The sequence below is a fragment of the Comamonas suwonensis genome, assembly GCF_012844455.2.
GTDB lineage: Bacteria > Pseudomonadota > Gammaproteobacteria > Burkholderiales > Burkholderiaceae_C > Comamonas > Comamonas suwonensis.
The window spans coordinates 16,764-36,792 of record NZ_JABBCQ020000021.1 but is presented as its reverse complement, the minus strand read 5'-3'; the positions used below and the strand labels follow the sequence as shown (position 1 = coordinate 36,792).

Here is a 20,029-nt window from a genome sequence, read left to right as displayed (position 1 = left end):
GTTGACGTTTGATGGATAAGCGCTAGTAGCTATTTATCTGTAAAAAATCTTTTGACAGGGCGCTGGTGTGCAAGCATTAGCGCCCTGTGCGGTTTTGGGCGCGGCTGGCCGATGGCGGTGGCTGCATCTGCGAAAATGCATGCTTTCAGGGAATGGTTGCAACCCACAAGGCGGCGGCTATGGTGCGTATCGAGGCTCGATCCACGCCCTGGCTTCGTGGCCTGTCTGGTGCTGTCGATTGACAGTGGCCGCAGGTTTTTCATGTTGCCGAGCATCGAGTCAGATCGCACGCGATCACCGCTTTCATCAGCCTGACCTCTGCCCGACTACACGCCATTGCCCCTCGGCCAGCAGGTCGCATGGGCGCAGCCATGGATAGTCTGCCGTGTCCCATCGCCAGCCCGTTCGCGTTCCCGAACGCCACCAGTACGCAACCCTGATTGACGCCCGTTCTCCCGGTGAGTTTGCGCTGGACCATATTCCCGGTGCCATCAACTGCCCTGTGCTCAGCGATGCAGAGCGCGCGGAGATCGGCACCATCTACAAACAGGTCAGCCCGTTTGAGGCCAAACGCTTGGGCGCTGCCTATGTCGCGGCCAATCTGGCACGCCACCTGCGCGAAACCTTTGCCGACAAGCCTGCCAACTGGAAGCCGCTGGTCTATTGCTGGCGCGGCGGCCTGCGCAGCGGCTCCATGGTGACCTGGTTGCGTCTGGTTGGCTGGGACGCGCAGCAGCTCGCCGGTGGCTACAAGTCTTTTCGCGGCCATGTGATCGAGCAGCTTGAAACGCTGGTGCCCCAGTTGCAGATGCGTGTGCTGTGCGGCGCAACGGGCTCGGCCAAGACCCGTGTGCTGCATGCGCTGGCCGAACGCGGCGAGCAGGTGCTGGACCTTGAGGGCTTTGCCAGCCACAAGGGCTCACTGCTGGGCAACTTGCCTGGCATTGAGCAGCCCAGCCAGAAGCGCTTTGAGACCCTGATTGCCGAAAAGCTGGAGCAGTTTGACCTCTCCCGCCCCGTCTATCTGGAAGGCGAGAGCGCCAAGATTGGCCGTATTGGCCTGCCGCTGGTGCTGGTGTCGCATCTGCACAAGGCGCCTGTCATCGAAGTGCGTGCCACGGAGTCTGCACGCCTGTCCTTTTTGCTGCGCGACTATGCATATCTGGGCGATGAGCCCGATGCGCTGGCCGACAAGCTGGGCTGGCTCAAAGAGCTGCATGGCAATGTCGTGATCAGCCGCTGGCAGGAATGGGCGCGTACCAAAGAGCTATCGCCCTTGTTTGAGGAGCTGATGCTGCGCCATTACGACCCGCATTACGAACGCTCGCAGTCCAACCACTTTGTGCAGTGGCCCCAGCGTCAGGTGTTGGAGACCGATGACCTGTCCGACGCAGGCATTGCCAAGCTGGCGCAGCAGGTCAGGGCGCTGCAGACGCGCTGACAGCGTCAGGCGGTTTGAGGGGCGGCATTCAGCGCAAGCACCATCAGCACTTCGTCGAAGTATTCGCCGTCCACATACAGGGCAGCAGGCTCCAGTCCATAGCGGCTAAAGCCTGCTTGCTCATATAAACGCAGCGCTGCAAGGTTGCTGGCATTGCATCCCAGCATGATTTGCCGCAATTTCAGCGCGTTGGCGTGGTCAACAGCCGTCTCCAGCATACGCCGCGCCAGGCCCAGGTCTCGGGCCCGAGCCGCCACATACATGGCAAAAAGATGTGCTTTGTGCGCCGTCTTTTCACTCTGGTCACGATACATGCCTAGCGTGGCGCAGAGCTTGCCATTGCTGTCAAAGCCGCCCCACATGATGTGACCGGGGCTGCCGCCAAAGCGGCTCACTATCTGCGCATCGCTTTGCGCCTGTTCGGTAGCGGGCGTGGCGCCGAATGAGGCAGGGCATTCCGTCAAGGCTTGCAGGCGCAGGGTGCGGTAGCTCTCTAGGTCGGGGGAGGTCAGCGGTCGTATGGAGTGTTGCATGAGCCCAGTTTAGGTGTGCTCCATGAAGATCGGCACCAGTGACAACAGCAGCAAACCTGCCATCACACCGTTGAAAACACGCAAAGCCTGAGGCGTGCGCAGCGCACGACCCACGGTGCTGCCAAACAGGGTCCAGACGCTGATGCTGGGGTAGTTCACCAGGCCCAGCACCAGGGCGGACAGCAGCAGGTTCACAAAAAATCCTTCACGAGGTGTATAGGTCGCGACGACGCCTACGGCCATGATCCAGGCCTTAGGGTTGACCCATTGAAAGGCCGCAGCCTGCCAGAAGCTGAAGGGCCGACTGCCGGACTGTCCCTGATCGACGCCAGCGGCTCTGGCGATCTTCCAGGCCAGCCAGATCAGATAGGCCGCGCCCACATATTTGAGCAAGGTGTAGATGCGTGGCTCGGCCTCGAACAGCTTGCCCAGTCCAGTCCCGATCAGCAGCACCATCACTACCACGCCCAGGCAAATGCCCAGCATGTGGGGAATGCTGCGGCGATAGCCAAAGGTCGCACCGGAGGCCGTGAGCATCACATTGTTCGGGCCAGGTGTGACGGAGCTGACAAAGGCGAACATGGCCAGTGGCAGGATGAAAGCGGTGGAGTCGGGCAGGTAAGACATAAAGGCTTGGGACTGTACGTTGCGTTGTGCTTCATGCTAATTGCTGAAATCGGTACAGTGGCGGTACACTTTTGCAGGCCAATTGATGAGCTGGCCTGCTTTCATAAGCATGACACTTTGAGGTGAATATCCGTGCAAGACATGCCATTTGACACCGCCGCCGCGGACCATTCCTTGGCGAGGGCAGCGGCCTCGGCAACGACACCGGCTGCAGCCAGCATGGGCTGGCAGCCCATGCGATCCAGTGGCACCGCTTTGGTGGAGCAACTGGTCGAGCATTTCACAGGGCTGGTTCGCAACCACGGCCTGCGCGTGGGCATGCGGGTGCCGTCCGTGCGGGCGCTGGCGCAGAGCGCCGGGGTCAGCCGCGATACCGTGGTGCAGGCCTATGACAAGCTCGCCGCCCAAGGATTGCTGCAGTCGCGGCGCGGCAGCGGCTTTTATGTGGCGGCGCAGCGCCGCCTCATGGAGCCTGCGGCTGTGGCCGAGGTTCCGGCAGAAGTGGTGGAGTTTGATACCGCCTATCTGCTGCGCGGCATTTTTCGGGATGACGGCGAAAACACCGGTGGCGCGGGCTGCCTGCCGTCCAGCTGGATGGACCAGGGCCTGATTACGGGTGCCATGCGTGCCATCAGCCGCCAGGGTGCTCGTGCGGAACTGGGCTTTCTCGGCTACGGCCATCCACAGGGTTTTCTGCCCTTACGTCAGCAGATAGCCTCCAATCTGCAAGCTCAGGAAGTACAAGCCCACCCCGAGGCCAATCTGATGACGGTGGGCGGTGTGACCCAGGGGCTGGACCTGATCGTGCGCTGCTTTCTCAAGCCCGGTGACACGGTGCTGGTCGAGGATCCGGCCTGGTTTTTGATTTTTGGGCGGCTGAAGTACATGGGCGTGAATGTGATTGGCGTGCCGCGCCTGCCGGGGGGGCCCGATGTGGTGGCGCTGGAATCGCTGGCGCAGGCCCACCAACCTAAGCTCTTTATCCTCAATACAGCGGTTCACAACCCTACGGGCTTGAGCCTGTCTGCCGGTGTGGCGCATGAGGTGCTGCGGATTGCCGAGCGCCACGATTTTCTGCTGGTGGAGGACGATACCTATGCCGATTTTCTGGGGGCCATGCCGCTGCGGCTGGCTGCCATGGACAGGCTGCAGCGTGTAATTTTGGTGGGTGGCTACTCCAAGACGCTGTCGGGAGGCCTGCGCGTGGGCTACATCGCAGCCAAGCCCGACTATGTGCACCGCCTGACGGACATGAAGCTGCTGTCGGGCCTGACCTCATCGCTGCCCGCCGAGCACATCGTGCACCATATTCTGGCCGACGGCTCTTACCGCAAGCATGTTGACCGCTTGCGAGAGCGTGTGGACCGAGCGCGCATTCGCTGCCTGCGCAAACTGGAAGCCATTGGCTGCTATGCGGAGCATGAGCCTGTGGCTGGCACCTTTGCATGGGTTGATTGCGGAGTGGACACCGAGGTGCTGGCGCGGCAGGCGGCGCTGAGCAATCTGTTGCTGGCGCCGGGCGTGCTGTTTTCACCCCAGCAAGCCACCAGCCGCATGCTGCGCGTGCCCGTGGCCATGGCGGACCATGTGGCACCGTGGAAAATGCTGGAACACATCCTCAAGCAGTTGCGTGGATAGCCGTGGAAACTATCTCAAATTGCTTTTCCTGCATTCACGATTGATAACAATCACAGGGCTGTGGCGTGATTAATTGAGTGGCATCTGCTGTTATGTTTCTCGCATGACTTCAGTTCCCGCTGTACCCGACGCCGCCGCCAGCCTCAGTGCCTTGCGGGTGAGCGTGCTGTCGGGCCTGCTGGCTTTGGGTTTAGTCGCATGCTCTAGCGCCCCCACCCATCACGGCGAGGTGGAAGGCGAGAGCTTTCACTCGCGCGAGTTGCTGCAGTCGGACAGCAACCGCATGGCCACGCTGGCCATGAAGCAGAACCTGGAGAGCCTGTTCCTCATCATGGACAAGCTCTACCGCCGCAATCCCAACGAATGGAAAAAGACCGCCACCAGCCGTGAGGCGGCCATGACCTATGTGCGCATCGCCATCATGGAGCGCCAGCCTTGGCATGAACTGCAGGGCAAACGCGATGTGGCGGCACTGTCGCTGGCTTTGCAGCCTGAATTCAAGGGTGACAGGGTTGCCGCTTTTATCTACGCGGCGGCTGACATGCTGGTCACCTCGCATGGCGGGCGCACCAGCTTCACGCTGATCGACGGGCTGGACCCGCAGCATGTCTTCAACGCCGCGCGCAACCTCGAGATTGCCAACTGGATTCTTAACTCTCGCAAAGCGCCTACGGGCCAGCCCTTGCTGCTATCGAATCAGATGAGCGAAGACGCGCGCAACCTGAGCTTTGAGCGAGAAATAGGGAAAATCATTGGCCGCCTGGATCTGATTGCCGACTACACCACAGAGCGCTACCGGCGCTCCGTCATCGGTTACGCGCAGGGGCTGGTGGCGGGCCCATTCATGCAATTCTTACCAGTGCGTTGAGAGGGCTTCAGGCGCTGCAGAGAACGATGGTGGCGATGGCTGACGAATCTTCCAGCGCACGCACAGCATGGGGCATATTGGCGGGCAGATGAATAAGCTGCTTGGCTGAGAGTTCGTGCACCGTCTGCCCGATCATCACTTCAAGCCTGCCTTCAAGGCATTGCAGACTGACACTGCCCGGAACGCGGTGCGGCGGCAGGGTCTGCCCGTGGCGGAGCACGATGCGAATGACTTCCAGATCTTCCGCCTTGAAGAGCACGCTGGAGTGAGCGGCTGAAAGCCTGGCTCCAAACGGAGCGACATCCAGAGTTTGGTGGGTGGGCGTGGAGTGTTTGTGGTCCATGACAGCACCTGAGGCGAAAGCGGTAGTAAGACATTCTCCACTGCCCGGTGCGCAAGTTCAATCACAGTTTTGTGACAAGGCTGTAGGGAATCAGGCCTTATCTTCGCTCTTCATCGCCTATCACTTTAATTTGTTGCTTAAATAATGGTTGACTGATTTTTTGGCCAAATGCGCCTACATGGCGGCGTGGGCGTTCAGCAAAAGCTGTCTGGGGTTTTGAATGTGCCAGCTGCCGGTCGATAAAAGCAGTCGCTATCGTCATCTTCCAAGCAGGCCTGCAAAGTTGTGCTGCGGGTTTTTGCAAGGCGGAATGCGGAGTATGGGGCAGTGCGACTTGATGCGCGGCAGTCCATGCGCCCTGACTCCAGAGCGGGAAGACGTGAATATCTAGCAACTGCCGCAGCTGCTTTGGGTCATTGGGGTCGTAGCCAGCCGCTCAAGGCCCAGAGACTCTTACCGGTCATAGATGTTGAGAGGTGCCAGAGAGCGGGGCTGGGAATGAATTCGATATGGCCGCCCAGTTGCAGGAGTGGCTCGACCATGTGCGCTTGATGCTGCCGTGGTTGATTTCGGAAAGGCGGTGAGCAGGCATTGTCTGGCAAATCAAGCGGCGGTTTGCTGCGCTGGCCTGGCATCGCTCACTCAAACTGAATGCCTTGAGCCAGTGGCAGCTCGCGCGAATAGTTGATGGTGTTGGTGGTGCGGCGCATGTACTGCTTCCATGCATCCGAGCCGCTCTCGCGGTCGCCGCCGGTTTCTTTCTCGCCACCAAAGGCCCCGCCAATTTCGGCACCGCTGGGGCCGATGTTGACGTTGGCCATGCCGCAGTCAGAACCTGCGGCACCCAAAAACGTCTCCACTTCGCGCAGATCGTTGGAAAAAATGCAGGACGAGAGACCCTGGGGCACATCGTTGTTCAGCGCAATGGCCTGCGCCAGCTCGTCATAGCTCAGCACATAGAGCAAAGGCGCAAAGGTTTCGTGTTGGACGATGGCGGTTTGCGCGGGCATGTCCACAATGGCGGGCGCGACGTAAAAGCCATGGGGAAAGCTTTGCTCCAGCTGGCGCTGGCCGCCGGCGAGCAACTGCCCACCTTGCTGCTGCGCTTGCTCAATGGAGTGCTGCATGGCGTCAAACGAAGCCTTGTCAATCAGCGGGCCGACCAGCGTGCCCGCCTGCAGCGGGTCGCCGATGCGCAAGCTGCGGTAGGCGGGTAGCAGCTTATCCAGCAGCGCCTGCTTGATATCACGGTGCACGATGAGGCGGCGCAGCGTCGTACAGCGCTGGCCTGCCGTGCCCACGGCGCTGAAGACGATGGCGCGCACGGCCAGATCGAGATCAGCGGCTGGCGTGACCACCATGGCGTTGTTGCCGCCCAGCTCCAGAATGCGCTTGCCAAAGCGCGCCGCCAGCTTGGGGCCCACGGTGCGGCCCATGGGGGTGGAGCCGGTGGCAGACACGAGGGCGATTTGCGGGCTGTCTACCAGCGCTTCAGCCACGTCGCTTGTGCCCAGCACAATCTGCGCCAGCCCGGCAGGTGCGCGGTTGCCAAACTGCTCAATGGCGCGCTCCAGCGCCTTGAAAGTGGCAAGGCCGGACAGTGCTGCTTTTTCAGACGGCTTGAAGATCACCGGATTGCCGCAGACCAGCGCAATCGCGGCATTCCAGGCAAACACGGCGCTGGGAAAGTTGAAGGCCGTGATGATCGCCACTGGCCCCAGCGGGTGGTACTGCTCCATGATGCGGTGGCCGGGGCGTTCCGAAACAATGGTCTTGCCATGCAGCTGGCGCGACAGGCCCACGGCAAATTCGCAGATATCCACGCCTTCCTGCACCTCGCCTAATCCTTCCTGAACGATCTTGCCGACCTCGCAGGAGATCACGTGGCCGATATCGGCCTTGGCGCGGCGCAGCTCCTCGCCCCACAGCCGCACCAGCTCGCCACGCACGGGCGCGGGCACCAGTCGCCATTGCTCAAAGGCCTGTGTGGCGCGGTCAATCACTTGCGGCATTTGGGCGACGGGCAGGGCGGCCAGTCGGGCAATCTCTGCGCCATCAATGGGCGAATGCACGCTGATGTCATGGCCGCTGTAGCGGGGCAGATCAATGCCGCAGCGGCTCAGTACGGTCTGAAGGTCGGCGGTGGTGGTCATGGCTTTGTGGTGTGAATGGTTCAATGGAGCAGGCTTTGAAAGTACGCACCTGAGCGGGTGGCCAGCAGGGCGGGCAGTGTGCATTGCTCTTGGCGCACAAAGCCTTGCTGCGGCAGCTGGCCGGTGGCAAATAGCTCAACTGCGCCCAGCATGCCGGCGGCGGTGGTCAGCTCGATGGCGGTGCGCTGCTTGCCGCGCAGCAGGCCGCCAAAGATGCGAGCGGTGTGGGTCAGCTGCTCCAGCCGGCCGGCGCGCATGCCGTTGGCCATGGCGGCGATGATCACCATGTCGTCGCGGCTGTGGGGCACGGCGCCCTCCAGCACTTCACGCAGCAGGTCGCGCCGCTCAATCAGGCGCAGGCCGTGCAGCAGCAGGTGCATGGCGTCGCGGTGACCGGGGTGGCGTATGGTTTTGTAGTTGAGGTTGCGCACGCGGCCTTGCAGCGTCTCGCACAGCGTGCCCAGGCCGCCCGAGGTGTTGAAGGCCTCGAAGGTTTCGCCATCCAGAATCAGTGTTTCCACATTTTCAAGTGGTGGCACGGTAACCTGCTGGCCGTTGGCGATGGTATTGCAGGGCTTGCAGTACTCGTTGATGACGCCATCCACACTCCAGGTGAAGTGGTAGCGCAGCGCATTGGTGGCGTGGCGGGTGAGCGCGCCCACGCGCAGGTGCAGGTCGTACAGCTCATCAAACTGCTGGGCCAGATGGCCGCCCAGAATGCCGATCAGCCCCGGGGCCAGCCCGCACTGCGGCATCAGCACCGATCTGGCCTGAGGTGCCAGTGCCTGAATGGTGCGCATGGCGGCCACGTCCTCGGTCAGATCGAAGTAGTGCACGCCTTGTTGCGCTGCAGCCTGTGCCACGCGCGCGGCGCAGAAAAAAGGCAGGGCATTGATGACCAGGGTGTGTTTTTGCAGGGCCGCGGCCAGCGCGGCGTCGTCTTGAATGTCCAGCTGCAATGGCTGAATCTGTGCGTCACCACTGGCAGGTGGAGGGCGCATATCCGCCAGTGTGACGGTGGCGCCATGCAGCTCGGCGGCCATATCGGCAATGGTGGAGCCAATCTTGCCGGCACCGAGGATGAGAATGTTTTGTTCGGTCAGCTTCATCATGGAATACTCCTTGAGAGCAGCGCAACTGTCATTTCCTCTGTGGCCATCTTAAACACAGGGCAGCGGTTTGCACCATGGAGGCAGGCGTCAGCAGCCGCCGACTTGCAGGGGCGGACGAGAAGCCTGATGGCGACCGATATCTTCAAAAAGAATAGCTTCCAGCCCTTTACGAAAAAGGGCTGGAAGCTGAAACGACTGGAAATCAGTGTGCTGGGCAGTGCAGTGGTTCTAGCGATCGTGCAGAGCGATGGTGAGTAAGGCTGAGGAATCGAGCTCGGCCTCGACCGCATGCATGGTCCCGGCAGGCAGAAACAGCAGCTGCCCCGCCGCAAGCGTCTGGCGGTTGTCGCCCACGCTGACGATGAGTCGGCCCTGCAGGCACTGAATCGTCATCTCGCCGGGCGCTTGATGCGCAGGCAGATGCTTGCCTGCCATCAGCACCAGACGAATCACCTCCAAACTTTCCGACTTGAAAAGCGCACAGGTCTTCTGGTTCCCCAGCAAAACGCCATGGGGCTGAACTTCGACAGGAACACCGGGTTGAGCGTGGGGCAGGGCCATGGCTTCAGCCCTTTTTCTGCAGCATCTTGATCACGCTGGAGAAGTCCTCACCGCCATGACCGGCCAGACTGTGCGCGGCGTAGATGGATCGGGCCATGCCGCCCAGCGGCGTGCTGGCGCGGTTGGCCGTGGCGTTGTCCTGCGCCAGGCCCAGGTCCTTGAGCATCAGGTCCGTGCCAAAACCGCCCGCATAGCCTTTGCTGGCGGGTGCGTTTTCGTGCACGCCGGGGTAGGGGTTGTATTTCTCCAGCGCCCAGTTGCCGCCCGAGCTGCGGCGCATGATTTCGCTCAGCACTTTGGGGTCCAGCCCGTTGGCCACGCCCAGCGCAATCGCTTCGCTGGTGCCCACCATCAAAATGCCCAGCAGCATGTTGTTGCAGATTTTGGCGGTCTGCCCTGCGCCCACGCCGCCTGCGTGGAAGATGTTGGCTCCCATTTTCTCCAGCAGCGGCTGGGCACGTGCCAGTTGTGCATCGCTGCCGCCGACCATGAAAGTCAAGGTGCCCGCAATCGCGCCGCCTGTGCCGCCGGAGACGGGGGCGTCCATGAAGTCAATGCCCAGGGCCGCAGCCGCCTTGGCCACCTTCTGGCTGGTGGCTGCGGCAATGGTGGAGCTGTCTATCACCAGCGTGCCCTTGGTGATATGGGCCAGCAGGCCTTGCTGATCGGCGTTGCCCAGAAACAGCGATTCCACATGCTGGCTGGCGGGCAGCATGGTGATGACGACCTCGGCACCCTGCACCGCAGTGGTTGCGCAGGATGCCGCCTGGCCGCCCGCTGCCACCACTTTGGCAATGGCGTCATGGCTCAGGTCAAAAGCCTTGACGCTGTGGCCGGCCTTGGCCAGATTGATGGCCATGGGCGCGCCCATATTGCCCAGACCGATAAAAGCGATTTGCATATTCTGTCTCCTTGCTGTTATGAGTTTGATAGCTGCTTGCGTTTGATCTGTATGCGTTTGAGGCGGGTTAGCCTTGATTTTTGATACTCGCACCCTTGTCCACCAGCAGGCTGCGCAAGATGCTGCGATGACAATGCGCCTCGTCGTCGCAATAGCAACCCAGAGAAAAGGCTGAGCTGTGCGACAGGGCCGCCAGCAGACCCAGCGTGCGGTCTGTTGCCGGTTCGGCCAGTTGTTTGCGAAACTGCTTTTCAAACAGCTTCCAGAGCGTGTCGGCCTCGGTCGTCTGGCCAGCGGCACGCCGCTTGACGGATTCCTGTGCCTGCGCCATCAGCTCGGCCTCGGGCGAGAGCTCTGGCAACCAGCAGTCGTAATAGTTGCGGCTGGCGAACTCGGTCTTGGGCACGCCACGCGGCGGGCGGCGCACGGTGCCGATGCGCAGGCCTTCATCGGGGGAGCGGTCGCTGCCTAGCTGAACAATGCAAAGGGCCATGGGGTGAGTCCTTCGGGCTTAGTCGCTGTCAAAAATGGGGTGCTTTTTCGGGACGTCGGCAGTTTCCGCCGCTTCAAGCGCTTTGCTGCTCCTGCCCTTGGGGGCTGTGCGCTGGGTGCTATTGTTTTCTGATCTGCCCACTTTTTTGCGTTTGGGTGTGGCCTTTGCCAGCGGGTTGAAGGCCAGAGCTTCGTGGATCCAGTATTGCCACTGTTCGCGCTTGGCGTAGGCCGTTGGGCCGACGAGAAAGTAGCCATCCATCAGCCCGCGCGAGGACAGCGGGCGAACGCCCGGCATCTCCGCAATCAGGGCATGACCGGCGGGAGGCAGGCGCACGAGCAATTCGTCGTTCTCCACGCCCAGGCACATCTTGCCGTTGACCATGAACACATGGCAGCCGAACATGGTTTTTTCTTCCACCTCGGCGGAGTCCGGCAGTGCATTGCGCACGGCGTCTATGAGCTGCAGGGTCTCGGGGGCGATGGGCTTGGCGGGCATGGCAGTCTTTGCAATTAACGTGTTCCGAGCTTAGCGAATCGCCTCGGGCGCATCGCCATCGAGCATGCGCCGGGCGATGATGACGCGCATGATCTCGTTGGTGCCCTCCAGAATCTGGTGCACGCGCGCGTCGCGCACCAGTCGCTCCAGTGGAAAGTCGCGCAGATAGCCGTAGCCGCCATGCAGTTGCAGCGCCTCGTTGCAGACCATGAAGCCTGCGTCTGTGGCAAAGCGCTTGGCCATGGCGCAGTAGGTCGAAGCATCGCGCGCACCGGCGTCGAGCTTGCTGGCGGCCAAGCGCACCATTTGGCGCGCGGCGACCAGTTCGGTCGCCATATCGGCGAGCTTGAACTGCAGCGCCTGAAAGCTGGCGATGGGTTTGCCGAACTGCTTGCGCTCCTGCATATAGCTTTGCGCCTGCGTCAACGCGCCTTGCGCAGCGCCGACCGAGCAGGTGGCGATGTTGATGCGCCCGCCGTCCAGTCCCTTCATGGCGATCTTGAAGCCTTCGCCTTCGCGGCCCAGCAGGTGGTTGGCGGGAATGCGCACCTTGTCGAAGTTGATGACGCGCGTGGGCTGGCTGTTCCAGCCCATTTTTTCTTCCTTCTTGCCATAGCTCACGCCTTCGGCGTTGGCGGGCACGACAAATGCAGAGATGCCGGACGCGCCAGAGCTTGCGTCCCCGGTTCTGGCCATCAGCACCAGCACGTCGGTGCTTCCGGCGCCGCTGATAAAGGCTTTGCTGCCGTTGATGATGTACTCGTTGCCCACCCGCTCGGCCCGGGTCTTGAGCGAGGCGGCATCCGAGCCCGCACCGGGCTCGGTCAGGGCGTAGCTGGCCAGTTTCTGCCCGCTGGTCAGTGCCTCGCCCCATTGTTCGCGCACGGCATCTGTGGCCCAGGTGCCCAGCATCCAGGTCGCCATGTTGTGGATGGTGATGAAGGCGGTGGTCGATGGATCGACGGCCGCCATTTCTTCAAACACCAGCGTCGCATCGAGTCGGGGCAGTGCCAGACCCCCTGCGCTTTCAGGCGTATACAGGCCGCAAAAGCCCAGCTCGCCTGCTTTGGCAATGGCTTCGCGGGGGAAGATACCTTCGGCATCCCACCGGGCGGCGTGCGGGGCCAGTTCCGCCTGCGCAAAGGCACGGGCGGTGTCGGCAAAGGCGCGCTGGTCTTGGCTGAGTTCAAAGTCCATGGAATGTCTCCCTTATAGTTTTATGGGCCTCTGGCGCTTTCTGGATATGCGCTGGCAGCTATCAAATTTGATTTTTCAGTCCGGCGGCCCCAGATGCAGCCAGCGCTTGAGCGCCGCATCGCGGGCCTTGATCTCCTGCACCAGACAGCCGTGGTAGCGGCTGGGCCAGTCGGCCTGTGCTTCAAAAGCCTTGGTGCTTTGCTTGCACTGGGTGATGCGCTGGCGGCTCCACTCGCTTTGCTCCTTGCGCAATGCCGGGCGTTCATGGGCGGACAGGGAGCGCATCACATCGCCATAAAGAATCTGGCTATCGGTGTCGGCCTGCTGAAAATCCTTGATGGCGCAGGCATTGGTCTGAGTCTGGCTGCCGCCGCTGACGCAGTCGGCACCGGCCTGAGCGTGGGCTGGCGAGAGCTGAAACACTGTTAAAACCATAGCTGCTGCCACTTTGCTGATAAGCACTTTGAGCGGTTTTGACTCAAAATTTGTATTCCATGAATGCATGGGGCAATCATCGCAGTCTTGGGCGGCAGCGGGTCGCTCATCGCTGACGGCCGCGCCATTTTTCCAGCTCAGCCGTGCGCTTGCGCGTGGCTTTTTCCTGGCAGCTGCTGAAGATCAGCGGCCAGATGGAGCCGCCTTGGTAGGCCTTGGCTGCCTGATGGCAGGCAGGATCACGCCCGCGCAACCAGCGGCGCTGCTCTGTGCGCAATGCATCGCGCATTGGCGGAGAAAGCGAATCCATGACTTCGCGATAACGGGCGTTGAGCTGTGCGTCAGCGGCCTGGTAGTCCTGTGCCGCACAGTCATTCATCTGTTGCTGGTTGCCGTTGGGATTGCAGTCGTAGACCCGATCGTCGCCCGCCGCCCACGCGCCAGAGGCGAGCAGGGCGGCGGCCGCGGCCAGACTCCAGAGAGCAGGGCGCGCGGTCAAGCTCATTTCAAGCTAATGGTGGTGTTCACACCCTGGCTGGTGGTCGAGTCGTCGAACCAGCGCGCCGTAATCGTCTTGGTCTGCGTGTAGAACATCACTACCTGCTTGCCGTAGGGACCCAGATCGCCAAGCTTGGAAGCGCGGCTGCCGGTGAAGGAGAACAGGGGTACGGGCACGGGAATCGGCACGTTGATGCCGACCTGGCCCACGTCGATGTCTTCCTGGAACTTGCGCGCAGCCGCGCCTGACTGCGTGAAGATGGCGGTGCCGTTCCCGTTGGGGTTGGCGTTGATGAACTCGATGGCCTGATCGATATTGTCTGCCGAGACAAGGCAGAGTACGGGGCCGAAGATTTCCTGCTCGTAGATGCTCATGCCGGGCTTGACGCCGCTGAAAACGGTGGGGCCGACAAAGTTGCCCTTGTCGTAACCGGTTACCTGGGGCTTGCGGCCATCCAGCTCCAGCACTGCGCCATCGGCAATGCCACGCTCAATCAGGCTTTCTACCCGCGACAGGGCTGCGCAGGATACGACTGGGCCCACGTCGGTGCCCGCCTCGGTGCCGCCGCTGACCTTGAGGGTCTTGGACTTGGCCACCAGATCGGGAATCCACTTCTGGGCATCGCCTACCAGCACGGCCACAGAAACGGCCATGCAGCGCTGGCCCGCCGCGCCAAACGCTGCGCCCAGCAGGGCGTTGAGCGACTGCTCTTTGTTCGCATCAGGCATGACGATGGCGTGGTTCTTGGCACCCATCATGCATTGCACGCGCTTGCCGTTGAGCGATGCGCGGTTGTAGACATGGGTGCCGACCTTGGTGGAACCCACAAAGCTGATGGCCTTGATATCAGGGTGATCGCAGATGGCGTTGACCACATCTTCGCCACCATGAATGACGTTGAGCACGCCTGGGGGCACGCCGGCCTCCAGCGCCAGCTCGCACAGGCGCATGGTGACCATAGGGTCTTGCTCGGAGGGCTTGAGCACAAAGGTGTTGCCTGTGGCGATGGCCATGGGGAACATCCACAGCGGAATCATGGCCGGGAAGTTGAAGGGGGTGATGCCTGCGCACACGCCCAGCGGCTGGTTCAGCGTATAGGTGTCGACGCCATTGGCCACGTTGTTTGCCAGCTCGCCCAGTTGCAGGTTGCCGATGCTGGCGGCGTGCTCCACCACTTCCAGGCCGCGGAAGACATCGCCCTCTGCGTCGGGCAGGGTCTTGCCTTGCTCGGCAGTCAGGATGGCGGCCAGCTCCTTCATGTTTTCACGAATCAGCTGCTGCAGCTTCAGAAAGACGCGGGCGCGCGCGCCGATAGGTGTCTTGCGCCATGTTTTGAAGGCCTGCTTGGCATTGGCCACAGCAGCATTGACTTCATCGGGCGTGGCAAACGGCACACGCGCCAGCACCTCCTGAGTCGCAGGGTTGACCACGTCGCGCCACTGGGTGGTTTGGGATTCGACCATCTGCCCGTTGATGAGCAGCTTGACCGTAGGCGCCAGTACCTTGGCGGAAGTGGGTGCGTTCATGAAGTGTCTCCGTTGGTGGTGAATTTGCTCCCCATGGTATGTGTGCGGTTTTGCTCGGGCAATAGGATTTGCTGCACATAGGGTGTGCAAATGTGCACATCTGGGTGCGGTGTCCGCCAGCTGCGGTGCATGCTCGCCGTACCACCTCAGGCATTGGATGCTGGGTCGGGACTATCCCCGTGGTGTCGTGTCCACCACCAGAGCAGCAAAGCCAGCAGGCTGACCGCTGCGCCCAGCTGGCACAGGCCTTGCCAGCCCGCGCGGGCGTAAGCCATCGTGCTGGCAATGGCCCCCAGACCGCTGCCTGCAGCGTAAAACAGCATGTAAAGGCCGATCAGGCGGCCACTGGCTTCTGGCCGCGTTCGCAAAATCATGCTCTGGTTGGTGACATGCAAGGCTTGGCCGCCCAGATCCAGCAAAACAATGCCCAGCATCAAGGCCCCCAGCGAGGTGTGCAGCAGCGATAGCGGCCCCCAGGCCAGCAGCAGCAAAAGCAGTGCGACGCAGCTGGTGCGCTGGGCATGACCGCGATCAGCCCATTGCCCGGCACGCGCCGCCATCAGCGCGCCGATCACGCCCACCAGCCCAAAAGCACCGATGAGCGTGCGCGAGAAGTAAAACGGCGCGGCACTCAGCGGTAGCACCAGGGCGCTCCAGAAGATGTTGAAGGCTGCAAACATCAGCAGAGCCAGCAGACCCCTTATCTGCAGCACGCGCTCCCGGCGCAGCAGCGTGAACATGGATGCGATCAAGTCGCGATAAAGCAGACCACTGGAGGCGTTGGGCGAGGGTGGAAGTAAGGGGAAACGCTTCCATAACAATAGCGCCATGCACAGCATCAGAAAGGCGGAGCACTGATAAACACCGCGCCATCCAGCCATATCGCTGACGGCCCCGGCAAAGGCCCGCGCGAGCAGCAAACCCACAAAGACGCCGCTTTGCGCCGCCCCCACGACACGGCCTTGCTCATGGGGCGCTGCAGCGCTGGCGGCATAAGCAATCAGCCCCTGCGTCATGGCCGTGCCCAGCAGGCCCACCAGCAGCATGCCCCCTAATAATGCAGACGGCGCAGCGGCCACCGACACCAGCAGCAGCGCTGCCACCAGCGCCAGCAGTTGCCACAGCATCAGACGCCGCCGCTCCAGCAGGTCCCCCAGAGGCACCAGCAGCAATAGCGCCAGTGCGCAGCCGATTTGCGTGGCGCTGACCACGCCGCCCACGGCGGCCAGCGGTATCTGAAAGTCGCTGGCCAGAGCTTCCAGCAAAGGCTGTGCGTAATAGACATTGGCCACGCTCAGCCCGCTGGCGGTGGCAAAAAGCAGCATTAGGCCAGAAGGCAGTTCTGGAGCGGGGCTTGCTGAAGCAGAGCAAGTATTGGCGGGCATGGAGTGGCCTTTCTGGTTGCAAAATAAAACCGAATGCATGCTAATTTGTTAGGTTTTAAAATGCAACTAAAATGGCTTGCCAGTGCTTTCAAGGAGAACCATGGCCACTGCTGCCCCCGTGAATGACCAACCTTGTCCTGTGGCGCGGTCGGTTGATCTGATTGGCGACCGCTGGTCGCTGCTCATCGTGCGCGATGCCTTTGACGGCATGCGCCGCTTCAGCGACTTTCAGCGCAGCCTGGGCGTGGCGCGCAACATCCTCTCGGACCGGCTGAAAAAGCTGGTCGATGCTGGCGTTCTGGAAACCGAAGCCGCTGCCGAAGGCTCGGCCTATCAGGCTTATGTGCTCACGCCGCGTGGACAAAGCCTGTTCCCCGTGGTGCTGGCATTGCGCCAGTGGGGTGAAAGTAATCTGTTCAAACCGGGCGAGGCGCATTCGCTGCTGCTGGACAAAGCCACCGGTCAGCCCGTGCCGCCCCTGCGCGTGCTGGATGCGCAGGGCCATGAGTTACGCCCCGCCCAGACCTGGGTGCGCAAGCTGGATGCAGGCGATGAAGCCTGACCTGGGTGCTGACTTGGACGCTGTCGCTAGCGATATCTCGAGCGATATCTCGCTCGTCATGCGCGTGCTGGTCATCGGCACCAGTGGCGCGGGCAAAACCACATTGGCGTCGGATCTGGCTGCGGTTTTGGGGCTGAACCATACCGAGTTGGACCAACTGCACTGGGGCCCTGACTGGAAGCCTGCACCCACCGAGCAGTTTGTGCGTGGCGCTGCACAGGCCGCAGCAGGGCAGCGCTGGGTGATGGATGGCAATTACAGCGTGGTGCGCGATCAGCTTTGGCCGCATGCCACGCATGTCGTGTGGCTCAACTACGGGCGCTGGACGGTATTTTCACGCGTGCTGTGGCGCACCATTCGCCGCGCCGCGTTGGGCACGCATCTGTTTCACGGCAACCGTGAGAGCTGGCGCAGCGCGTTTTTCTCCAAGGATTCCATCCTGCTGTGGTCGTGGCAGACTTTTGCCAAAAACCAGCGCAAATACAGCGATTTGCGCGCCAGCGGCCAGTTTGCGCAGGTGCAGTGGCTGGAGTTCCGCACGCCGCAGCAGACCCGGCAATGGTTGCAGTCGCTGCGGCCTGGTCAGGACGTTTAGAGCCGCTAACACAACCCTTGATACGTCGTTGTTTCGCCTTGTCGTACTTTAGTACTGCCTTCGGCTTCACGCCTCGTCTCAAACGCAAACCTTCGGTTTGCTGGGTCGTGTTCGCGACTCTTAGAACTCGCTGAACATTTCGTCCACCACTTCACGCGCAAAGTCATTGCGCCAGGCCAGGTCCTTGTCCTGGGGCACGGTGCTCAGCGGAAACACGCCTTCGTATTTGTAGCTGGCGGGGCCGGAATAGGCTTGCTGCAGCGAAGCCAGCTCGGCCACCACCTTGGCCGTGCCCAGCTTGGCGCGGGCCATGCGTTGAATGCCTTGGGCCCAGGTTTCAGGCGTCTTGACCAGTAGGCACTGGAATTGAATCTGGGTATTGAGCACGCCATGCGCGCCGGTTTCGGCCTCGCCTGCTGACAAGGCCTTGCATTCGGACTTCTGACGTGCCTGCTGCACGGCCAGCATCAGCTTTTCGATGGGCTTCTTCAGGCTGCTGCGCTGGGTTTCGGGGAACAGCGGCAGAGCCATGGCGGTGACTTCGCCGGGGAACTCCTGGTCAGCCTGCTTCAGCGCGGCGAAATCGGCATAGTCGGCGCTGCGGCCCGAGCGCAGGCGGTCCGGGCGCAGATAGCTGTTGAGGTCGGCAACGGCTTTTTCCTCATGATTGACCAGGGTGCGCAGATACAGATCGGCGGCAGCCACGGCGGAAGAAGGCTCAGCAGCCTGAGAGAGAGCGGTCAGACAAAGCAGCGCGGCGGCTGCCGAAGTCTTGATGGAAAAGTTCATCTTGTTGTGATTGAAGTCGCAGTCAAAAAAGCTGTGCGTGGCACATGCAGCCATGCGGTGCGCTCCCGCATTGGGAGAATGCATGGCCCGAAGCAGGCGCGAAGATAAGCCCGATTGCAATCGGGCAAGGCGCGCTGCCTCCATCAGTGTAACTTTGTGTTGTCTCTTTAAAATGCCGCATTGCACTCTCAAAAGTGATAGCTATTGATGCCTGTCAGTGATTGGCTTGAGAGCTATTGGGTGCAAAAACATGAAAGGCGATTTCGTGGACTGGGATCATCTGCGTTTTTTTGGAGAACTGGCCCGCAGCGGCAACATGGCGGCGGCCGCACGGCGCATGGGGGTGGAGCACACCACGGTTTCGCGGCGCATTCAGGCGCTGGAAAAGCAGTTGGGCGCCGTGCTGTTTGCGCGGGAGTCCGGCCAGTGGCGGCTGACTGAGGCCGGGCGCCAGTTGCTGGCCGTGAGCAACGCCATGCAAAGCGCTGTGGATGGGCTGGAGCACGGGCCGCTGGCGCAGGCGGCGACCAACGAAGGCCCGGCCGGATTGGTGCGCGTGGGCGCGACCGAAGGTTTTGGCACGCAGATGCTGGCGTCTGAACTGGCCAAGCTCACGCTGCGCTATCCACTGCTCAGCGTGGATTTGCTGGCGCTGCCGCGCATGCTGCACCTGTCCAGCCGCGAAGCCGATATCGTCATCTCGCTGGAGCGGCCCAAGCGCGGCCCGGTCATCGTCACCAAACTCACGGACTACCGGCTCTACCTCTATGGTCAGCGCGAATACCTGGCGCGCAAGCCGCTGGTGGCACGCACAGAAGACCTGCGCCAGCACAGCTTTGTGCACTATGTGGACGACCTGCTGTTCACGCGGGAGCTGCAGTTGCTGGACACCTTACATCGACCCGAGCGCTTTGCGTTGCGCAGCACCAGCATCACCGCGCAGTACGAAGCCGTGCGCGCTGGTGCAGGTCTGGCCGTGCTGCCGGCTTTTGTGGCAGACAAAGATCCTATCTTGAGTCGAGTGTTGCCCGAGCAGGCCTGCTTTACCCGGACCTTCTGGATGAGCATGCCCGTTGAGTCTCGCCAGATTCCGCGTATCTCAACCACCTGGAGCTTTCTGCGCGATGCCGTACAGGGCATGCAGCCCTTGCTGTGCCCGCCGCAATAATCGGATGCTGCGGTATTAATAGCTGCAAGCGCACGATTCACAAGCGCTAACGCCTGTTTTCTTGCGAAAATTACCCGCGCACTTGGCCTACCATGGCCGTTTGTTGAACTCAGAGGACTGCCATGATTGTGACAACCACTCCCAACATCGAAGGCAAGCGCATCATCCGCTACTGCGGCGTGGTAGCAGGTGAGGCGATTCTGGGTGCCAATGTGCTCAAAGACTTCTTTGCGGGCATTCGCGACATCGTCGGCGGCCGTTCGGGAACCTATGAGCGAGAGTTGCAAAAGGCACGCGAAATAGCACTCAAGGAGCTGGAGCAGCGCGCCGCAGAAGCCGGGGGCCAATGCCGTGGTGGGTGTGGACTTGGACTTCGAAGTGCTGGGGCAGGGCAATGGCATGTTGATGGTGTCTGCCAGCGGGACCGCCGTGGTGGTCGAGTAAACGACGGAACCCAGAGCTGCTTTGTGCAAATGCACATTTTTAGCCAACTTCGAAATTGGGTATAAAAAGTCGTTGTACAATTCGATCCATCGTAGGGGAGTCGCCAAGTTGGTTAAGGCACTGGATTTTGATTCCAGCATGCGAAGGTTCGAGTCCTTCTTCCCCTGCCACGATTTAAAGCCCTGATCATGAAAATGATCAGGGCTTTTCTATTTTTGCGTTTTTGCTGACTCAATCAGGGGTGAAATGAGTGAGCCATGT

Annotated in this window: 22 protein-coding genes, 1 tRNA gene and 1 pseudogene; 8 read left to right on the top strand and 16 right to left on the bottom strand. The window is 61.3% G+C overall.

The window, feature by feature from the left end; translation table 11 throughout:
* Positions 1-385: 385 nt before the first annotated feature.
* Complete coding sequence (gene mnmH / locus HF327_RS19400; protein WP_198462021.1) at positions 386-1,441, top strand: tRNA 2-selenouridine(34) synthase MnmH; 1,056 nt, start codon at positions 386-388, stop codon at positions 1,439-1,441.
* A 5-nt stretch (positions 1,442-1,446) separates the two neighbouring features.
* Here mnmH and HF327_RS19395 read toward each other — a convergent pair whose 3' ends face one another.
* Both HF327_RS19395 and HF327_RS19390 read right to left on the bottom strand, forming a co-directional pair.
* Entirely contained in the window at positions 1,447-1,974 is a 528-nt protein-coding gene (locus tag HF327_RS19395) for a GNAT family N-acetyltransferase (RefSeq protein WP_198462020.1), read from the bottom strand.
* 9 nt (positions 1,975-1,983) lie between these two features.
* Positions 1,984-2,601 carry a LysE family translocator gene (locus HF327_RS19390; RefSeq protein WP_198462019.1) on the bottom strand — a complete coding sequence of 206 codons (618 nt, stop codon included), beginning with the start codon at positions 2,599-2,601 and terminating at the stop codon, positions 1,984-1,986.
* 141 nt (positions 2,602-2,742) lie between these two features.
* On the opposite strand from HF327_RS19390, the gene HF327_RS19385 reads away from it, so the two are divergent.
* Together HF327_RS19385 and HF327_RS19380 are read left to right on the top strand one after the other, a co-directional pair.
* Positions 2,743-4,239, top strand: coding sequence for an aminotransferase-like domain-containing protein (locus HF327_RS19385; protein ID WP_198462044.1), 1,497 nt, complete (start codon positions 2,743-2,745; stop codon positions 4,237-4,239).
* A 103-nt stretch (positions 4,240-4,342) separates the two neighbouring features.
* Positions 4,343-5,107 (top strand): hypothetical protein, encoded by a 765-nt coding sequence (locus tag HF327_RS19380; RefSeq protein ID WP_198462018.1) that lies wholly within the window; start codon positions 4,343-4,345, stop codon positions 5,105-5,107.
* Positions 5,108-5,114: 7 nt separating this feature from the next.
* On the opposite strand, the gene HF327_RS19375 is transcribed toward HF327_RS19380, so the two are convergent.
* The 13 genes from HF327_RS19375 to HF327_RS19315 all read right to left on the bottom strand — a co-directional run bounded on the left by HF327_RS19375 (position 5,115) and on the right by HF327_RS19315 (position 16,210).
* Positions 5,115-5,450: a cupin domain-containing protein gene (locus HF327_RS19375; protein WP_198462017.1), complete on the bottom strand. Its 336-nt coding sequence runs from the start codon at positions 5,448-5,450 to the stop codon at positions 5,115-5,117.
* 97 nt (positions 5,451-5,547) lie between these two features.
* A complete protein-coding gene (locus HF327_RS19370) occupies positions 5,548-5,844 on the bottom strand; it encodes a hypothetical protein (protein WP_198462016.1) in 297 nt (98 codons plus the stop codon).
* Positions 5,845-6,088: 244 nt separating this feature from the next.
* Positions 6,089-7,603, bottom strand: a complete 1,515-nt coding sequence (amaB, locus tag HF327_RS19365) for an L-piperidine-6-carboxylate dehydrogenase (protein WP_198462015.1) — start codon at positions 7,601-7,603, stop codon at positions 6,089-6,091.
* A gap of 20 nt (positions 7,604-7,623) precedes the next feature.
* Positions 7,624-8,715, bottom strand: a complete 1,092-nt coding sequence (locus HF327_RS19360) for a saccharopine dehydrogenase family protein (RefSeq protein ID WP_198462014.1) — start codon at positions 8,713-8,715, stop codon at positions 7,624-7,626.
* Between the two features lie 228 nt (positions 8,716-8,943).
* Complete coding sequence (locus tag HF327_RS19355; protein ID WP_198462013.1) at positions 8,944-9,276, bottom strand: cupin domain-containing protein; 333 nt, start codon at positions 9,274-9,276, stop codon at positions 8,944-8,946.
* A 4-nt stretch (positions 9,277-9,280) separates the two neighbouring features.
* A complete protein-coding gene (gene mmsB / locus HF327_RS19350) occupies positions 9,281-10,177 on the bottom strand; it encodes a 3-hydroxyisobutyrate dehydrogenase (protein ID WP_198462012.1) in 897 nt (298 codons plus the stop codon).
* A 67-nt stretch (positions 10,178-10,244) separates the two neighbouring features.
* Positions 10,245-10,670 carry a DUF488 domain-containing protein gene (locus HF327_RS19345; protein WP_198462011.1) on the bottom strand — a complete coding sequence of 142 codons (426 nt, stop codon included), beginning with the start codon at positions 10,668-10,670 and terminating at the stop codon, positions 10,245-10,247.
* Positions 10,671-10,688: 18 nt separating this feature from the next.
* A complete protein-coding gene (locus tag HF327_RS19340; protein ID WP_198462010.1) occupies positions 10,689-11,168 on the bottom strand; it encodes a TfoX/Sxy family protein in 480 nt (159 codons plus the stop codon).
* Positions 11,169-11,198: 30 nt separating this feature from the next.
* Entirely contained in the window at positions 11,199-12,365 is a 1,167-nt protein-coding gene (locus HF327_RS19335; protein ID WP_198462009.1) for an acyl-CoA dehydrogenase family protein, read from the bottom strand.
* A 75-nt stretch (positions 12,366-12,440) separates the two neighbouring features.
* Entirely contained in the window at positions 12,441-12,800 is a 360-nt protein-coding gene (locus tag HF327_RS19330) for a lysozyme inhibitor LprI family protein (RefSeq protein ID WP_236024293.1), read from the bottom strand.
* A gap of 106 nt (positions 12,801-12,906) precedes the next feature.
* A complete protein-coding gene (locus HF327_RS19325) occupies positions 12,907-13,305 on the bottom strand; it encodes a lysozyme inhibitor LprI family protein (protein WP_198462007.1) in 399 nt (132 codons plus the stop codon).
* On the bottom strand, positions 13,302-14,825 hold the full coding sequence (locus tag HF327_RS19320) for a CoA-acylating methylmalonate-semialdehyde dehydrogenase (RefSeq protein WP_198462006.1): 1,524 nt from the start codon (positions 14,823-14,825) through the stop codon (positions 13,302-13,304). The genes HF327_RS19325 and HF327_RS19320 overlap by 4 nt, the downstream gene beginning before the upstream one ends.
* 146 nt (positions 14,826-14,971) lie before the next feature.
* On the bottom strand, positions 14,972-16,210 hold the full coding sequence (locus HF327_RS19315) for an MFS transporter (protein WP_198462005.1): 1,239 nt from the start codon (positions 16,208-16,210) through the stop codon (positions 14,972-14,974).
* Between the two features lie 100 nt (positions 16,211-16,310).
* Between HF327_RS19315 and HF327_RS19310 the strand changes: the two genes are divergently transcribed.
* Positions 16,311-16,772 carry a winged helix-turn-helix transcriptional regulator gene (locus HF327_RS19310; protein ID WP_198462004.1) on the top strand — a complete coding sequence of 154 codons (462 nt, stop codon included), beginning with the start codon at positions 16,311-16,313 and terminating at the stop codon, positions 16,770-16,772.
* Entirely contained in the window at positions 16,762-17,367 is a 606-nt protein-coding gene (locus HF327_RS19305; protein WP_328701921.1) for a P-loop NTPase family protein, read from the top strand. The genes HF327_RS19310 and HF327_RS19305 overlap by 11 nt, the downstream gene beginning before the upstream one ends.
* Before the next feature lie 120 nt (positions 17,368-17,487).
* Here the strand turns inward: HF327_RS19305 and HF327_RS19300 are convergent, their stop codons facing one another.
* The gene (locus tag HF327_RS19300; protein ID WP_236024292.1) at positions 17,488-18,210 is read right to left on the bottom strand and encodes a hypothetical protein; all 723 of its coding nucleotides are present in this window, start codon (positions 18,208-18,210) and stop codon (positions 17,488-17,490) included.
* Positions 18,211-18,421: 211 nt separating this feature from the next.
* On the opposite strand from HF327_RS19300, the gene HF327_RS19295 reads away from it, so the two are divergent.
* The 3 genes and pseudogenes from HF327_RS19295 to HF327_RS19285 all read left to right on the top strand — a co-directional run bounded on the left by HF327_RS19295 (position 18,422) and on the right by HF327_RS19285 (position 19,938).
* Positions 18,422-19,324 (top strand): LysR family transcriptional regulator, encoded by a 903-nt coding sequence (locus HF327_RS19295; RefSeq protein WP_198462041.1) that lies wholly within the window; start codon positions 18,422-18,424, stop codon positions 19,322-19,324.
* Between the two features lie 122 nt (positions 19,325-19,446).
* Positions 19,447-19,768 (top strand): annotated as a pseudogene (locus HF327_RS19290) (heavy metal-binding domain-containing protein).
* 93 nt (positions 19,769-19,861) lie between these two features.
* Positions 19,862-19,938 (top strand) — tRNA-Gln (locus HF327_RS19285).
* Positions 19,939-20,029: the final 91 nt, after the last annotated feature.

Excerpts from the sequence above, each read along its gene's own strand:
- HF327_RS19395 (WP_198462020.1), bottom strand. The coding sequence starts at position 1,974 with ATGCAACACTCCATACGACCGCTGACCTCCCCCGACCTAGAGAGCTAC.
- HF327_RS19330 (WP_236024293.1), bottom strand. The coding sequence starts at position 12,800 with ATGGTTTTAACAGTGTTTCAGCTCTCGCCAGCCCACGCTCAGGCCGGT.
- HF327_RS19315 (WP_198462005.1), bottom strand. The coding sequence starts at position 16,210 with ATGCCCGCCAATACTTGCTCTGCTTCAGCAAGCCCCGCTCCAGAACTG.
- HF327_RS19305 (WP_328701921.1), top strand. The coding sequence starts at position 16,762 with ATGAAGCCTGACCTGGGTGCTGACTTGGACGCTGTCGCTAGCGATATC.
- HF327_RS19385 (WP_198462044.1), top strand. The coding sequence starts at position 2,743 with ATGCCATTTGACACCGCCGCCGCGGACCATTCCTTGGCGAGGGCAGCG.
- mmsB (WP_198462012.1), bottom strand. The coding sequence starts at position 10,177 with ATGCAAATCGCTTTTATCGGTCTGGGCAATATGGGCGCGCCCATGGCC.
- HF327_RS19340 (WP_198462010.1), bottom strand. The coding sequence starts at position 11,168 with ATGCCCGCCAAGCCCATCGCCCCCGAGACCCTGCAGCTCATAGACGCC.
- HF327_RS19380 (WP_198462018.1), top strand. The coding sequence starts at position 4,343 with ATGACTTCAGTTCCCGCTGTACCCGACGCCGCCGCCAGCCTCAGTGCC.
- HF327_RS19325 (WP_198462007.1), bottom strand. The coding sequence starts at position 13,305 with ATGAGCTTGACCGCGCGCCCTGCTCTCTGGAGTCTGGCCGCGGCCGCC.
- HF327_RS19335 (WP_198462009.1), bottom strand. The coding sequence starts at position 12,365 with ATGGACTTTGAACTCAGCCAAGACCAGCGCGCCTTTGCCGACACCGCC.
- HF327_RS19345 (WP_198462011.1), bottom strand. The coding sequence starts at position 10,670 with ATGGCCCTTTGCATTGTTCAGCTAGGCAGCGACCGCTCCCCCGATGAA.
- HF327_RS19300 (WP_236024292.1), bottom strand. The coding sequence starts at position 18,210 with ATGGCTGCATGTGCCACGCACAGCTTTTTTGACTGCGACTTCAATCAC.
- HF327_RS19320 (WP_198462006.1), bottom strand. The coding sequence starts at position 14,825 with ATGAACGCACCCACTTCCGCCAAGGTACTGGCGCCTACGGTCAAGCTG.
- HF327_RS19360 (WP_198462014.1), bottom strand. The coding sequence starts at position 8,715 with ATGATGAAGCTGACCGAACAAAACATTCTCATCCTCGGTGCCGGCAAG.
- HF327_RS19390 (WP_198462019.1), bottom strand. The coding sequence starts at position 2,601 with ATGTCTTACCTGCCCGACTCCACCGCTTTCATCCTGCCACTGGCCATG.
- HF327_RS19310 (WP_198462004.1), top strand. The coding sequence starts at position 16,311 with ATGGCCACTGCTGCCCCCGTGAATGACCAACCTTGTCCTGTGGCGCGG.
- amaB (WP_198462015.1), bottom strand. The coding sequence starts at position 7,603 with ATGACCACCACCGCCGACCTTCAGACCGTACTGAGCCGCTGCGGCATT.
- HF327_RS19355 (WP_198462013.1), bottom strand. The coding sequence starts at position 9,276 with ATGGCCCTGCCCCACGCTCAACCCGGTGTTCCTGTCGAAGTTCAGCCC.
- HF327_RS19375 (WP_198462017.1), bottom strand. The coding sequence starts at position 5,450 with ATGGACCACAAACACTCCACGCCCACCCACCAAACTCTGGATGTCGCT.